This is a genomic window from Nonomuraea sp. N2-4H, from assembly GCF_045291505.1.
Taxonomy (GTDB): domain Bacteria; phylum Actinomycetota; class Actinomycetes; order Streptosporangiales; family Streptosporangiaceae; genus Nonomuraea; species Nonomuraea fastidiosa.
Genome location: NZ_CP147987.1, coordinates 2,448,570 through 2,462,305, shown reverse-complemented (window position 1 = coordinate 2,462,305; position 13,736 = coordinate 2,448,570). Strand labels below are relative to the sequence as shown.

Below are 13,736 nucleotides of genomic sequence, written 5' to 3'. Positions count from 1 at the left end.
CAGCCACGAACCGGACCTGCCAGGGGGACGAAGATCGGCATACCGGCCATGCTGGCACACCTCGGCCTCCCAGCGTCGGCCTCACCGGAACGCGTCTGCATGGTTTCCACCCGCGGAGATGGGTGCTGAGCCCGATGGTGGCGGCATCAGGCGCCGACCAAGCTGGTAACCAGGCGAACCCGATTCCCGGCAAACGGAACGAACGGTGAGGGGGTGAGGGTATGACGAACGACCGGACGACCTCCCTCTATCAGGCGTTCACGGTGGCGGAGCCGCTGATGTGGCTGTTCGTGGCCCTGCTGCCGCTCGCCGCGCTCGCCGCCCGGACGCTGCGCGTGGTCGGGGAGGACGAGCGGCTCGTGGTGCACCGGCTCGGGCGCGCGGCCGGGGTGCGCGGTCCCGGGCTCGTCGTCGTGTGGCCGCTCATGGAGCGCGCGGTACGGGTGTCGCTGCGCCTGACCTACCTGGACCTGTTCGCCAAGGAGCTGGTCACCCGCGACGGCGTGACCGTGCAGGTCAGGGCGACCGCCGTGGCGGCCGTCGAGGACCCCGTACGGTACGCGAGCGCTGCCGACGGCCCGCTGACCGCCACCACGATCGCCGCCGAGGCGGAGCTGCGCAGGGAGGTCGGCCGTCGGGACCTGGCCGACCTTCCCGGCCTGGTCACGCACGCCGGACCCGACCTCGCGGAGCGGGTCAGCCGGGCGGCGCGGCGGTGGGGCGTACGCGTCACCCTGCTCTCCGTCACCGACGTCCAGGTCCCGCTCCGGGGCGAGCTGATCGCCCGCGTCCGGCGAGCGGAGGTCCCGCGCCGTCCCGACCCCGCCCCCGCGGCAGCAGTGCCCCTCACGGAAGGAGACACCCACCGGTGAACATCACGCACACCCACGTCCCAGGCAATGGCACCGTCCATCACTGCGACACCCGGCGAGGCGACCACCTCGCCGTCATCGTCAGCGCCGGCGGGCAGCGCACGATCATCCTGTACGACCGGCAGAACCCCGACACCCCGGCGGTCACCCTGGAGCTCGACCAGGTGGAGGCCGACCAGCTCGCCGACCTGCTGCACAGCCGTCCGCTCGCCGACCGGCTGGCCGCGGTCGAGCAGCGCCTGGAGGACATCCTGCACGAGGCTCGCGGGTAGCGTCCCGCACGGCGGCGGCGTGCCGCCCTGAGCGGCGGCCCACGGCGGTGGCGGGCCGCCCCTGAGCGGCGGCCCGCCACCGCCAACCTGAAGCCGGCCACCACTCAGCGCGGCCGCACCGCCGGCCAGGACCCGGCCACCACTCAGCGCGGCCGCACCGCCGGCCAGGATCCGGTCGTGTCGGGTCGACGTCGGGTCAGCAGGTGTTCGCGCCGTCGAAGGAGCGGACGCCTCTGAAGACCTGTGAGGAGATGGTCTTACCGGGATCGACGGTCTGGCAGTCGCCGTCCATCCCGCGTCCCCACATGATCTTCAGGCGCAGGCGGGTCTTGCAGTCGTTGCGGGCGAAACCGGTCTTGGTGAACCGGCCTGTGGTCTGCCAGACGGCCACGCACATCGGGGCGTTGCCCTCGGGCGCGGCGCTCCACGCCGGAGCCGGGGCCGAGGCGAACAGGCAGGCCAGGGCGGCGAGTCCGGTGGTCATCGTTCTTGCGGCAAGGTTCATCGGGTTACTCCATCCAAAAGGTCAGGCGTCCATCGAGGTCCCAGCAGGTCAAGGCGTCCCTCGAAGCCCCAGCGGGTCAGGCGTCCGTTAAGGGCCTGGTGGGTCAGGCGTCGGTCGAGGTCCCGCCGGGTGAGGTGTCGGTCGAGGTCTTGAGCGCGCTGCCGGCCAGCCACTCCTCCCACGTCTTGGTCCAGGGCGTCGGGCCGTTGCCGAAGCGCAGCTTGCGCGAGGTACCCGTGATCTTGATGATGTCGCCGCGCTGGGTGAAGTTGTAGAACCAGTGGGCGTTGGCGGTGCTGGCGTTGACGCAGCCGTGGCTGACGTTGCGGCGGCCCTGGTCGCCGACCGACCAGGGCGCGGCGTGGAAGAACATGCCGCTGTAGGTGAGCCGGACGTTCCACTTGGTGCGGTGCAGGTACTCGCCCGGGATGCCGATGGTCGCGGAGTCCATGAGGAAGTCCGGCGCCTTCTCCTGGGCGATCATGGTGCCGGAGTAGCTCTCGTAGCCGGGCTTGCCCAGGCTGACCGGGATGGTCTTGACGACCTTGCCGTTGCTGCGGACGACCGCCCTGTGGGTCTTGTTGTTGATCGTGGTGATGTGGCGGGGCCCGACGGTGAAGTGCACGGTACGATCCTTGGCGCCCCACACGTCGCGCCCGATCCGCAGCCCGGCCATGTGGGCGACCACGGTGACCTTCTCCCCGACCGGCCAGTACGTACGGGGCCGGTACTGCACCTCCCGATCGCTCACCCAGCTCCACGCGCCCTCGACCGGTTTGGACATGTGGACCGTGAGCGACCGCTCGACGGCCGCGCGGTCCTTCTGCGTGGTGACCGGCTTCGACAGCAGGAGCTGGATGGGCATGCCGACGCCGACCTTCTCGCCCTCGAGCGGCGACATGCCGGTCTCGAGCACGCGCTTCGGCTTCAGCGTGGTGAACGCGGCCCGCTCGGTGACCGTCTTCCCGCCGTCGGGCGCGGCGGCCTGGGCCCGTACGGTGTAGGCGGACGACGGCTTGAACGGCCACGCCGGACGCCACGTCCCGTCGGCGGCCAGGCGGCCGGGCACCTCGCGGCCTTTGGCGTCGGTGACGGACACCGAGGTGATCTCGCCGCCGGTGACCTTGAGGCCGATCCTGGTGTCCGGCGGCACCCGCTTCGCGCCGTGGGCCGGGGTGATCGACAGCGCGGGCGGCGGGAGCGGGGCCCGGCGCGGCTTCTCCGGCGGCGGGCCGGAGTCACCGGCCGGTGCGCAGGCGGCGGTGCCGAGCAGCACCGCCGCGCAGGTGCTGATGAGTATGGTGCCGCCGTTCCGCATCGCCGACGCCTCCGATTCCCCCATATGTCCGACTAGGTAGCCCCTTGGCGGGACGGTGAGCGTTATGCCCGTGACTGAGGGTAATCATGCTGACATTCTGTGACCAGTCGGTGATCATCGGTGATGCACGTCTTGGGACCCCTGTAGCCGGTCGGCGTCCGGACACCTTCAGGGCCGCGCGCGGGGCGGCGGCCGGGCCGGGCTCGGCCGCGACGGTCAGCCCCAGCCGTACACCTTCTTGATGGCCGCGCCGATCTCCGTCACCAGCGCCGTGTCGCTGCCGTTCGCCAGCACCGCATACCCGGCGCCCAGCTTCGGGAAGCCCTCGAACAGCGACCTGAAGCCGTAGTTGGAGCCGTCGTGCCGGTACGAGAAGCGGTCGGTGCCGGCGCCTGCGAGGAACACGCCGCGGCCCATGGTGGGCTGCGGGCCCTTGGTGAGCATGGTGTGCACCGAGGCCCTGGTCAGCGGGCCGTCGATGTCACCCGACGCGGTGTAGGCGCGGTTGAGGTAGGAGATGAGGCGGCACAGGTCGAGGACCGTGGTGTAGAGGCCGGCGGCGGCCGACTCGGGGTAGCGGTTGCGCTTGCCGGGGATGACCGCGCCGGTCGAGGTGTGGCCGGCGGCCAGCTCGAAGCCGGGCGACAGGGCGTACGAGCTGGACGTCATGCCGAGCGGCGCGAACACCTCGTCGGCCATGTACGCGGCGAAGGGCCGCCCGGTCTGCTGCTCCACCATGCGCTGCAGCAGGACGAACCCGGCGCCCGAGTAGTGGTACTCGGCTCCGGGCGCCGTGGTCAGCTCGATCTTCGGCGAGTTGCCCTCGCCGTTCATGACCTGCAGCAGCGTCGGCACGGTGGCGCTCGGGCCGTAGCCGGCGAAGCCGCCGCCGCCCGCGTCGAAGCCGGAGCAGACGCGGCCGGCGAGGTGGAGCCGCGGCCGATGACGCCGGCGCGGTGGGTCAGCAGCCGGTCGATGGTGGGCACGGCGTTCGAGGTGAGGCAGGAGCGGCGGCCGAGCGTCCAGCCGAGGAGGGGGCGGACGTCCGCATCGAGGGCGATCTTGCGGGTCTGCAGCAGGCGCAGCACGCCGACCGTGGCGACCGCCTTGCTGATGGAGGCGGCCTGGAACGCGGTCTCGGGGTGCGCCGCCGCGCCGCTGCCGGCCTCCAGCCAGCCGTAGCCGGTGGACCAGGCGATCTTGTTGCCGGTGACCACCGCGACCGCCACGCCGGGCGTCTTGTAGGCGTTCATCCGCTGCCAGATGGTGCCGCCGCCCACGGAGTTCTCGACCTTGCGCACCTTGTCGGCGGGCAGGGACGGCATCTTGCCGCGCGTGCTGAGCGCCCAGCCGCCGGACGGGCTGAAGGCCAGCGAGTGCGTCTGCCAGCCGCCGTTGTAGAGGGTGCCCATGCGGGAGAAGCAGGCGTCGGGGATGCCGCGGGCGAAGTAGGTGTCCTGCGCGACGACCACCCAGCCCTTGGCCTTGGGGAAGGCGACGTGCGTGATGCGGCGGCCGCCCTGCGTCAGGTTGCGCATCATCTGGTAGCACTCGTCGTCGACGCCGCGCGCGTAGAAGCCGTTGGAGGCGAGGACGACCCAGCGGTCGCCGCCGGCCGGTGGGAAGGCGACGCACACGACCTGCTGCCCCGCGTCGTAGTACGCGTCGATGCGCTGGCGGCACTCTTCGGGCAGGCCGCGCGCCGACACGCCCTTGTCCGTGGTGATCACCCAGCGGTCGCCGCCCTCGGGCGGGAAGGCCACGCAGGTGATCTGCCGACCGGCCTTCACCAGCGAGCCGAGCTCGGCGAAGCACGCGTCGGGGATGCCGCGGGCGAAGTAGCGGCCGTCCTTGGTGACGATCACCCAGCCGCCGGACGGCGTGAAGGCCAGCGCCGTGATGCCGTACGGGGCCAGCTCGGCGAGCTTGCCGTGCATCTCCTCCGGTACGCCGCTGTCATAGCAGGGGTAGCTCGCGGCGTAGGCGGGCGCGGCGATGCCCGCACCTGCGGCGGCACCGGCCAATGCCAGAAAACGGCGGCGGTCCATATCGATCACTCACTCCTCGCAGAAGGCAATAGCGGGTGATCTTAGCGGCAGACCCATCGTCATGCGCGCGTCCGCGAACCCCCTGGAACGGGCCAACGTTCCGGACGCGGTGGCCGCCGCGTGGCCGCCGCCGTGGAGCCGGGCACGACCGTGGTGGTCGCCGGCGACGGCGCGGCCGGGCTGTGCGCGGTGCCGGCCAACCGGCGGGCGATGAACGCGCGCCGCACCGTCGAGGTGCTCCTCACGCCAGAGCCGTGACCAGGCCGGGGACGCGGTCCTGCAGGGCGAGCGTGGCCGCGGTCTCGGCGGTCGCGCCGGGACGGCTGACGTAGCGCACGATCTTGAAGGCGGCGGTCAGCGTGGTCATGGTGACGTCCACCATGAGGTAGCCGCGGTGGCTCAGGTGGAGCTTCAGGTGCGGGTTCCCGTTCAGCAGCGCATCGGTGGCCGGGTCGATGTCGCGGCCGTCGCCGCCGCTGGTGATGGAGGTGACGGCGAGCTCGGCGCCGATCGGGCGCGATGCCGGGTCGTCGTAGTCGAGCACGATGTCGCCCGCCCAGTGCGCGTGGACGTCCCCGGTCAGCACGGCGACGTTGCGAGCGCCCGCCTGCAGCCAGCCCTCGCTGACGCGCATCCGGGCGGCGGTGTAGCCGTCCCAGGCGTCCTGGCGCACCAGGCGGCCCGGTCCGGGGTCGCGGTCGCGCTGGCCGAAGAAGATCTGCTGGCAGACCAGGTCCCAGCGGGCGCGCGAGCGGTGGAAGCCGTCCAGCAGCCACTGCTCCTGGTCCAGGCCGAGCATTGTCCTGCTGGGCCCGTCGGGCGCCGGGCAGTCGTGGAAGCCGGCGCCGCACAGGTGCGGGTCGCGGTACTGGCGGGTGTCGAGCACGTGCAGGGTGGCCAGGCCGCCCCAGCGCAGGCGGCGGTAGAGCTGCATGGCGGTGCCGCCGGGGCGGGCGGCGGGCCGGAGCGGCATGTGCTCGTAGTAGGCGCGGAAGGCGGCCGCGCGGCGTACGGCGGGGATGAGGTTGGTCCAGTTGTTGAGCACCTCGTGGTCGTCCATGACGGCCACCCACGGGGCGGCGGCGTGGGCGGCCCGCAGGTCGGGGTCGGTCTTGTAGAGGGCGTGGCGGCGCCGGAAGTCGGTGAGCGTCATGGCCTCGGGGCCGCCGTGGTCGCGGACGTTGCCGCCGGGGCCGAGCAGGTGGTCGCTGCCCTGCTCGTAGATGTAGTCGCCGAGGTTCACCACGAGGTCGGGACGCTCCGCGGCGAGCGCCGCGTACGCGGTGAAGTAGCCGTGCTGGTAGTTGGCGCAGGAGCAGACGGCCATGCGCAGCGGGGTGCCGGTCGTGCCGGGCGCGGGCGCGGTGAGCGCCCGGCCGATGGGCGAGACGTACGGGCCGGCCTTGAAGCGGTACCAGTACGGCCGGCCGGGCCGCAGGCCCGTCACGGTGACGTGCACGCTGTGGACCCATTCGCGTACGGCGAGGTGGGTGCCGCTGCGGACGACGCGCTTGCCCGCCGGGTCGGCGAAGACCTGCCAGTCGACCGGCACCGGCGTGTCCGGCATGCCGCCGAACCCGTCCTCGGCCAGCGGCTCCGGCGCGAGCCTGGTCCACAGCACGAACCCGCCGGGATCGGGGTCGCCGCTGGCGATGCCGAGCGTGAACGGCTCGCCGAAGCCGGCCGACGGCACCAGGGACGGCAGGCCCGAGGTGAGCCCGGCCGCCAGGAAGGATCTCCTGCTCAACACAGCAAGCATGATCGCCGCGATCGGCATCTATGCGGACGATGACACGCCAGCCACCAGGCAAAGAGCAGATCCGGATCACCCGGTACGGCGGATTATGTCGGTGATGTTACGGCAGTAACACAAGACCCTCGCCTACCTGACACCCCGGTGTTAACCTGACGGCGCGCCTTACCCCCAAGTGCGCGCCCAGCCTGGGCTGTTGAGGAAGGTGACCGTCACGCATGCTTCCTGTAAACGTTTCCCGCAGGCACCTGTTCACCATCGGCGCAGGAGCGGCGGCCGCCGCCGCGCTGGCGGCCGAGCCCGCCGCGGCCGCCGAAGGCCGATTCCAGCTCACCGCCCCATCGACCTCGCTCATCTGGAAGAAGCCGCTGTATGACGAGACCGTCATGCAGTCCTTCGCCTTCGACAACCGCAACGGCCACATCTACACGCTCCAGGTGAAGAACGGCTCCGGCTCCAACGCGGCCGGTGACCTCTGCCTGACCAAGCTCAGCCTGTCCGGCTCGATCCTCGGTCACATGTACCTCATGGGCTTCGGCCACGGCGTGCAGTTCGGCGTCGAGCCGTCGGGCTCGAGCGCGTACATGTGGACGGAGACCGATGGCGTCAGCGACGGCGACAGCTCGCGCGGCACCAGGCTGGCGCGGTTCAAGTTCGTCAACGGGCAGACGCTCACCACGTCGTCGTCGGCGCTCACCAAGCACACGCCGATCCCCGGCGTGCGCAACGTCACCTGCACGATCGACCCGTCGACCAACCGGCTGGTCATGCGCTACTACGACGGCAGCACCTTCCATTTCGCGGCCTACAACCTGGCGGACGTCAAGGCGGGCAGTTACGAGCCGATCTTCCACATCGCCCAGCCGTCCGGGCTCGGCACCTTCCAGGGGTACGCCGCGTACGGCAACTTCGTCTACTTCCTGACCGGCACCGCCTACAGCGACGACAATCCCCCGCCGGGCAACACCTACATCACCTGCCTCGACCTGCGCACCGGCGCCCAGGTGCAGCGGGCCCGCACCGAGGCCGGCCGGTCGCTGGACTTCCGCGAGCCCGAGGGCATGGGCATCCAGATCGCGAGCGGTCAGCCGCGCCTGTGCCTGGGCCTCGCCTCGGGCGTGGCGGGGGCCCGGCTGGCCAGCATCTTCTACAAGAGCCAGATGATCTGACCCGTTCGCCGGTGAGGGCCGGGCGTGACCGGCCCTCACTCCGGTGGGTCCGTGCCCTCACCCCGGCCAGTCCACGCCCTCACCCCGGCCAGTCCACGCCCTTACTCCGGTGAGTCCGTGCCCTTACTCCGGTGGGTCCGTGCCGACGTCCGGCCACCGCTGGAGGTAATCCGCGATGGGGCGGATCGCGGCGAGCAGGTCGGTGCCGCGCGGCGTGAGCCGGTAGCGCACCGAGACCGGGGTCGTGGGGATGACCGTGCGCTCGACCAGCTTGGCGGTTTCGAGCTGCTTGAGCCGGACGGTGAGCATGCGCGCGGAGATGCCGTCGACCGACGCGGCGATCTCGGTGAACCGCTCGGCGCCCCTGGCCAGCGCGAGCAGTACGCCGGGGGCCCAGCGCTGCCCGACGACCTCGATCGCGCGACCGGCGCGGCGGCACTCGGCCTCGTCGCTGTGGTCCCACAGGGTGCGCGGCGCGTACGTTCTCGGGATGGTCACTTACCCAGCGTAAGTCGGTTCCCAGAAATCTGCGTACTTACTTTTCGTAAGTCGGTTACCGGGCGTTTGTGCGGTCTCGCGGGCGTCGGCAAGCCTTGAGCCATGCCCGACTACGGTCACGAGCTGCGCTCCGGCAGCTTCGTCACACCCATCGCCGACCGGCCGCAAGCGCACGACATCCCCATCTGGCTGGGCGCGTTCAAGCCGCGCATGCAGCGCGTCATCGGCCGCAAGGGCGACGGGTGGCTGCCCAGCCTGCCCCGGCTCGAGCCGGGCGGCCTCGCCCGCGGCAACCGCGTCATCGGCGAGGCCGCCACCCGGGCGGGCCGCGACCCGCGCGCCATCACCCGCCTGCTCAACGTCACCCCCGCCGACAAGGCCGAGGACCTCGCCAGGCTCGCCGTCGAAGACGGGGTGCGCGTGTTCATCGTCGCCAGTGACGATCCGGACGAGCTGCGCCGGTTCGCCCGCGAGATCGCCCCCGAGATCCGCGAACGCGTCGCCGAGGCCCGCGCGGAGGACGGCGGCGGCCGGGCCGCCACATTCGACGGCGCGTACCTGAGCTGCGAGACCGACACCGGACCGCAGGCCCTGGCCCGCGCCTTCCCGCCCGGCCACCTGCGGCGGCTGCGGGAGCTCAAGCGCCGCTGGGACCCGACCGGCCTGTTCCGCGACAACTTCCCCATCGACCCTGCGGGCTCCTGACCCGCCACATCCCCGAGGAGAGACAGATGAGAGCCATCCTGTACCGCGAGATCGGCGACCCGTCCGTGCTGAAGCTCATCGAGCGCGACGTGCCCGAGCCGGGGCCCGGCGAGGTCCGGGTACGCGTGCTCACCTCCGGCGTCAACCCCACCGACTGGCGGTCGCGCTCCACGCCCGGCTGGCCGATGCAGTACCCCGAGGTCATCCCGCACCACGACGGCGCCGGCGTGATCGACGCGGTCGGCCCCGATGTCGAGACGTTCGCGCCCGGCGACCGGGTGTGGGTGATGGCGGCGAGCTTCGGCCACCTCACCGGGACCGCGCAGGAGTACACCGTGCTGCCCGTCTCCAAGGTGCGGCCGCTTCCGGACGACGCCTCGTACGAGCTGGGCGCGGCGCTGGGAGTGCCCGCGCTCACCGCGCACCGGGCGCTCACCGTCGCCGAGAACGGGCCGCGCCGCCTGGCCCCGAAGGCGCTGGACGGCCGCACCGTGCTGGTGGCGGGCGGCGCGGGCGCCGTCGGGAACGCCGCGATCCAGCTCGCCCGCTGGGCCGGGGCCACCGTGATCAGCACGGTCAGCGGCCCCGGGAAGGCGGCGCTGGCCACGGCCGCCGGCGCGCACCACGTGGTCAACTACCGCGAGGGCGACCCGGTGGCCGGGATCCGCGCGGCGGCCCCCGAGGGCGTGGACATCGTCGTCGAGGTCGCCATCGCCCACAACAAGGACCTCGACCTCGCGGTCATCAAGAACGGCGCCACGATCGCGGTCTACGCCGACGACCGGCCCACGATCGAGCTGGACATCCTCAGCAACCTCCGGCTCGACGTCCGCTACCAGTTCCTGATCCTCTTCACCGACTTCGCGCGGATGGCCGCCGCGGCGGACGACGTCACCGCGGCGCTGCGGGACGGCGCGTTCGGCGCGGGCGAGGAGCACGGCCTGCCCATCCACCGCTTCCCGCTGTCCGAGACGGGCGCGGCCCAGGACGCCGTCCAGATGGGCGCGGTGGGCAAGGTGATCGTCGACCCCACCGCCTGACGTCTGGGTGGTGTCCGCGCGCCGCCTTCGCCCGTACCGGTCCCGCCGAGCGGCAGTGCGGCAAGGCGAGCGGTGGCGGCGCCCCGGCTTACCGCCCCCAAGCGCACACCGGAAATATCATCATTCGTCCCGTTCGCACCTTCGCCTACGCAACGGCAACCGAATGGTCATCTGGTCGAAATGAACGGTGCAGAGACTGGCCACCCAGGCGTCACGCGGGAGGAGTCACGTGAGAATCGATCACTTGGTCATGCGCAACAGCGGGCTGGAGATCCACGACGGAGCGATCGAGTTCGCCATGGCCGTGAGCCGGACCCGGGGGGACCTCGAGCCGCTGCTCCCCTATTTCGGCAACCCCGACAGTGACGAGGCCGCGCGCATCTTCCGCCACGGCACGGAGGGCCACCCCGGATTCAACAACGCCCTGGAGGACCTGGACCAGGCGCTGCGCAACCTGGCGGAGTCGTACAAGGCGATCGGGCAGGGCGTCGTGGCGATGAGCACGAACGTCAAGACGGCCGAGTGGGCCAGCATGATCGACAAGAACGCGTACCTGAAGAACCTCATCGAGTTCGCCCACCGCGGCGACGATGAGATCCCCGTGCCGTCCACCCCCGTCGAGCGAGACTGAGGAGCGGCACGTGCCCATCGGGCTCGCGACCAAGGTCGCCCTCGGCGGCATGGCGGGCGCCGGCGCCGCCGGCATCCTGGCGCCCGAGTTCCTGTTCGGCATCTCCTACCTGGAGGGCGACCCCCAGAAGATCAGTGAGGCCGCCGACATCCTCGACGAGATCGCCGACGCCATCGACAAGCAGTTCCGCGCGGCGAGCGAAGAGGCCGCCAAGGTGTGGAGTGCGAACGGCGGCCCCGCCGTCGAGGAGTTCACGAGGTTCTGGAACGAGGACTTCGGTCCGGCCGTCATGGCGGTCTCGCTCAAGTACCGCCGGGCCGCCAACGCCTGCCGCGCCTATGCCGACGTCATCGAGAAGGTCAACCACGCGCTCAGGGTGCTGTGCTACATCCTCACGGTGGACATGATGTACACCATCGGCTACCAGGTGGTCACCTGGAAGCTGTTCCAGGCGATCATGAAGCGGCAGGCGCTGCTGCTCATGTTCACGGCGAAGCGGTTCGTCACCATGTTGCTGCCGGCGTTCGCGTACTGGGTGGCCGACAGCGCCCTCTACGCCTCGGGCGAGGTGCTGCTGCCCCTGGGCATCAACAAGCTGGGCGGCATCAAGACCGACATGTCGGGCAACGAGGTGCAGTCGCTCGACCACAACCTCCGGACGTTCCGCGAGAACTTCGTGGCCAACATGGTCTTCGACGGGGTGGTGGACGGCGGCGCCGCGCTGATGGCCAAGGTGCCCGGGCTGCGCGCCGTGGCCACCAACGTGGAGCTGCCGAACGGCGTGACGCTCAACACCGGCAACTTCCTGCCCCGCCTGACGGCCTCGACCGCGTACTCGATGACGCTGGACGTCCAGCACGGCGACAACCCGCTGCCGGGCACCGAGCACGGGCTGACCAAGGAGGACATGTACCAGAAGTTCATCGTGCACGGCACCCGCAGCCTCATCCCGCGCCTGTGACGCGCCGGCCTGCCGCACCTTCGACGCCGGGACGCCGGCCTCATCGCCGGGCGCGGGTCCTGCACTGCCCGGGTCGCGGGCCTACGCCACCCGGGTGCGGGACCTTCGCCACCGGGCGCGGGCCGCGCTCGTCGGCGCGGGTCCCGCGTCACCGGTGCCGGCGGGTCACAGGTAGGGGCGGGTCACCTCCATGAGGCGGCGGGCCGCGTCCTCCGTCGCCCGCCGCGACGCGTCCAGGATCACGTCGGCCAGCTCCTGCGAGCCCATCCGCATCGCGCGCGGGTCGATGTGCAGGCCGGTCAGCTGGCCCGTCGCGGTGACGCGCACGCGGACCTTGCCGTCACGACTCGCCGCCTCGCCGGTGACCTCGCCGACCTGGGCCATGACGTCGGAGAACTCGCGGGAGTTCGCCCGGAACTCCGCCATGACCCGGTCGAGCTCGAGGTCGCCGGTCCGTAGATCACGTTCTGCCATCCCGCATTATTTACAGATCACCCATATAGGTGGCAATGGGTAAAAATCGGGATATAGCGGGTGTGAGGGTGGACGTCCCCGACGCACGGGCACAGACCCCACGGTCGGCCCCGTCACGGCCGCCCGGCCCCGTCACGGCCCCGTCACGGCCGCCCGGCCCCGTCACGGCCCCGTCACGGCCGCCCGGTCACGGCCGGCCCCGTCACGGCCCCGTCACGGGGCGCCCCCATCACGAGGCGCCTCCGTCACAGCCGTCCGGCCAGGTGGTCGGCGAGATGGGCGATCACCTCGCGGGCGTCGTCCTCGATCCCGTTGATGAACGTGGACCTGCGCCGCCGCAGCACCGGCAGGCCGAGCGCGTACATCCCCGGACTGTCCACCACCCCGCCGTCGTGACGCAGGTGACCCTTCTCGTCGAGCACCGGCACGTCGAGCCACCGGTAGTCCGGCCGGAAACCGGTCGCCCAGATGATCGTGCTGAACTCGCCGCTGCCGAGGTCGATCTGCCAGCGAGCCGACGCGGGCACCCGGGTCGGCTCGAACCGCTCGACCGGCCCCACCTCGCCGTCGCGGCCGCTCTCGCGCGCCCATTCGTCGAACGTGCCGAGCAGCCGGTTCATCTTCAGGTCGGCGAGCGAGAACACGTTGCGCAGGCCGCCGGAGAACAGCGCCTTGCCATCGCGTACCGCGGCCCAGCGACCCACGAGTTCGACGCCCATGTCGGTGAGCGCGTTGAGGTCGAGCGTGGCCCGCTCGGGCGTGCCCACGAGCTGCGGCGACGGCAGCCGCCGCGCCCTGGTCAGGTCGTCGAGCTCGTCGTAGCGCTGGTCCCATACGCCGGAGGCGTCCATCCACCACAGCACGTCGCGCCCGCGGTAGGTGCGGGGCAGCCGGACGTGCTCGCCCACCGAGAGCGTCACCGGCCTGCCGGAGGCGCGGACCTCGGCGGCCAGCTGCACGCCGGTCGCCGAGGCGCCCACGACGAGCACGCCCCCGTCGGGCAGCCGGCCGGGCTCGCGGTACTCGTACGGGGTGATCTGACGCACCCCCGCCGGCACCGCCTCGCTGAAGGACGGAACCGACGGCAGGTTGCAGGCACCGCTGGCGATCACCACCGTGCGGCAGGCGATCTCCCCGCGGTCCGTGGTCACGTGGTAGCCGTCGCCGGAGCGACGTACGGACGTGACGGTCGTCCCGGTGCGCACGGGCGCTCCGGCAAGCGCGGCGAAGCGCTCGATGAACTGCGTCACTTCCTTCGTGGTCATGTAGCCGTCGGGGTCGGGCCCGTCGTAGGCCAGGCCCGGCAGGCGGCTCTGCCAGTTGGGAGTGAGCAGCCGGAAAGAGTCCCATCGCTCGCGCCGCCAGGAGTTGGCGACCTCGCCGCGCTCTATGACCACGTGATCGATCGAGCGCGCGCCCAGGAAGCAGGAGGCGGCGAGGCCGGCGTGCCCCGCGCCGATGACGACCGTCGTGACCCGTTCGATGATGGC

Annotated in this window: 16 protein-coding genes; 8 read left to right on the top strand and 8 right to left on the bottom strand. The window is 71.5% G+C overall.

Annotation, left to right across the window (positions count from 1 at the left end):
• Nucleotides 1-221: 221 nt before the first annotated feature.
• Both WBK31_RS11210 and WBK31_RS11205 read left to right on the top strand, forming a co-directional pair.
• On the top strand, nucleotides 222-872 hold the full coding sequence (locus tag WBK31_RS11210) for an SPFH domain-containing protein (RefSeq protein WP_364067923.1): 651 nt from the start codon (nucleotides 222-224) through the stop codon (nucleotides 870-872).
• Nucleotides 869-1,144, top strand: coding sequence for a hypothetical protein (locus WBK31_RS11205; RefSeq protein WP_364067925.1), 276 nt, complete (start codon nucleotides 869-871; stop codon nucleotides 1,142-1,144). The genes WBK31_RS11210 and WBK31_RS11205 overlap by 4 nt, the downstream gene beginning before the upstream one ends.
• A gap of 196 nt (nucleotides 1,145-1,340) precedes the next feature.
• Here WBK31_RS11205 and WBK31_RS11200 read toward each other — a convergent pair whose 3' ends face one another.
• From WBK31_RS11200 to WBK31_RS11185, 4 genes are all read right to left on the bottom strand, one after another.
• The gene (locus tag WBK31_RS11200) at nucleotides 1,341-1,649 is read right to left on the bottom strand and encodes a hypothetical protein (protein WP_364067927.1); all 309 of its coding nucleotides are present in this window, start codon (nucleotides 1,647-1,649) and stop codon (nucleotides 1,341-1,343) included.
• Nucleotides 1,650-1,752: 103 nt separating this feature from the next.
• Complete coding sequence (locus tag WBK31_RS11195) at nucleotides 1,753-2,991, bottom strand: Ig-like domain-containing protein (RefSeq protein WP_406674764.1); 1,239 nt, start codon at nucleotides 2,989-2,991, stop codon at nucleotides 1,753-1,755.
• A gap of 192 nt (nucleotides 2,992-3,183) precedes the next feature.
• Nucleotides 3,184-3,822 (bottom strand): serine hydrolase domain-containing protein, encoded by a 639-nt coding sequence (locus tag WBK31_RS11190; protein WP_406674763.1) that lies wholly within the window; start codon nucleotides 3,820-3,822, stop codon nucleotides 3,184-3,186.
• Nucleotides 3,798-5,015 (bottom strand): serine hydrolase domain-containing protein, encoded by a 1,218-nt coding sequence (locus WBK31_RS11185; protein ID WP_406675478.1) that lies wholly within the window; start codon nucleotides 5,013-5,015, stop codon nucleotides 3,798-3,800. The genes WBK31_RS11190 and WBK31_RS11185 overlap by 25 nt, the downstream gene beginning before the upstream one ends.
• A 120-nt stretch (nucleotides 5,016-5,135) precedes the next feature.
• On the opposite strand from WBK31_RS11185, the gene WBK31_RS11180 reads away from it, so the two are divergent.
• Complete coding sequence (locus tag WBK31_RS11180; RefSeq protein WP_364067933.1) at nucleotides 5,136-5,273, top strand: hypothetical protein; 138 nt, start codon at nucleotides 5,136-5,138, stop codon at nucleotides 5,271-5,273.
• Here the strand turns inward: WBK31_RS11180 and WBK31_RS11175 are convergent.
• Nucleotides 5,257-6,762 carry an alkaline phosphatase D family protein gene (locus tag WBK31_RS11175; protein ID WP_406674762.1) on the bottom strand — a complete coding sequence of 502 codons (1,506 nt, stop codon included), beginning with the start codon at nucleotides 6,760-6,762 and terminating at the stop codon, nucleotides 5,257-5,259. The two genes, WBK31_RS11180 and WBK31_RS11175, sit on opposite strands and share 17 nt — an antisense overlap.
• A 224-nt stretch (nucleotides 6,763-6,986) precedes the next feature.
• Between WBK31_RS11175 and WBK31_RS11170 the strand changes: the two genes are divergently transcribed.
• Entirely contained in the window at nucleotides 6,987-7,937 is a 951-nt protein-coding gene (locus WBK31_RS11170) for a teichoic acid biosynthesis protein C (protein ID WP_364067937.1), read from the top strand.
• Between the two features lie 123 nt (nucleotides 7,938-8,060).
• Here WBK31_RS11170 and WBK31_RS11165 read toward each other — a convergent pair whose 3' ends face one another.
• The gene (locus WBK31_RS11165) at nucleotides 8,061-8,435 is read right to left on the bottom strand and encodes a helix-turn-helix domain-containing protein (RefSeq protein ID WP_364067939.1); all 375 of its coding nucleotides are present in this window, start codon (nucleotides 8,433-8,435) and stop codon (nucleotides 8,061-8,063) included.
• 102 nt (nucleotides 8,436-8,537) lie between these two features.
• On the opposite strand from WBK31_RS11165, the gene WBK31_RS11160 reads away from it, so the two are divergent.
• From WBK31_RS11160 to WBK31_RS11145, 4 genes are all read left to right on the top strand, one after another.
• The gene (locus WBK31_RS11160; RefSeq protein WP_364067941.1) at nucleotides 8,538-9,140 is read left to right on the top strand and encodes an LLM class flavin-dependent oxidoreductase; all 603 of its coding nucleotides are present in this window, start codon (nucleotides 8,538-8,540) and stop codon (nucleotides 9,138-9,140) included.
• Nucleotides 9,141-9,166: 26 nt separating this feature from the next.
• Nucleotides 9,167-10,180 carry an NADPH:quinone reductase gene (locus WBK31_RS11155; RefSeq protein WP_364067943.1) on the top strand — a complete coding sequence of 338 codons (1,014 nt, stop codon included), beginning with the start codon at nucleotides 9,167-9,169 and terminating at the stop codon, nucleotides 10,178-10,180.
• Between the two features lie 229 nt (nucleotides 10,181-10,409).
• Entirely contained in the window at nucleotides 10,410-10,811 is a 402-nt protein-coding gene (locus tag WBK31_RS11150; protein ID WP_406674761.1) for a hypothetical protein, read from the top strand.
• 10 nt (nucleotides 10,812-10,821) lie between these two features.
• A complete protein-coding gene (locus tag WBK31_RS11145) occupies nucleotides 10,822-11,772 on the top strand; it encodes a hypothetical protein (RefSeq protein WP_364067946.1) in 951 nt (316 codons plus the stop codon).
• Between the two features lie 165 nt (nucleotides 11,773-11,937).
• Here the strand turns inward: WBK31_RS11145 and WBK31_RS11140 are convergent, their stop codons facing one another.
• Nucleotides 11,938-12,246, bottom strand: coding sequence for a YbaB/EbfC family nucleoid-associated protein (locus tag WBK31_RS11140; protein ID WP_364067947.1), 309 nt, complete (start codon nucleotides 12,244-12,246; stop codon nucleotides 11,938-11,940).
• Between the two features lie 245 nt (nucleotides 12,247-12,491).
• The gene (locus WBK31_RS11135; RefSeq protein WP_406675477.1) at nucleotides 12,492-13,706 is read right to left on the bottom strand and encodes an FAD-dependent oxidoreductase; all 1,215 of its coding nucleotides are present in this window, start codon (nucleotides 13,704-13,706) and stop codon (nucleotides 12,492-12,494) included.
• Between the last annotated feature and the right edge of the window lie 30 nt (nucleotides 13,707-13,736).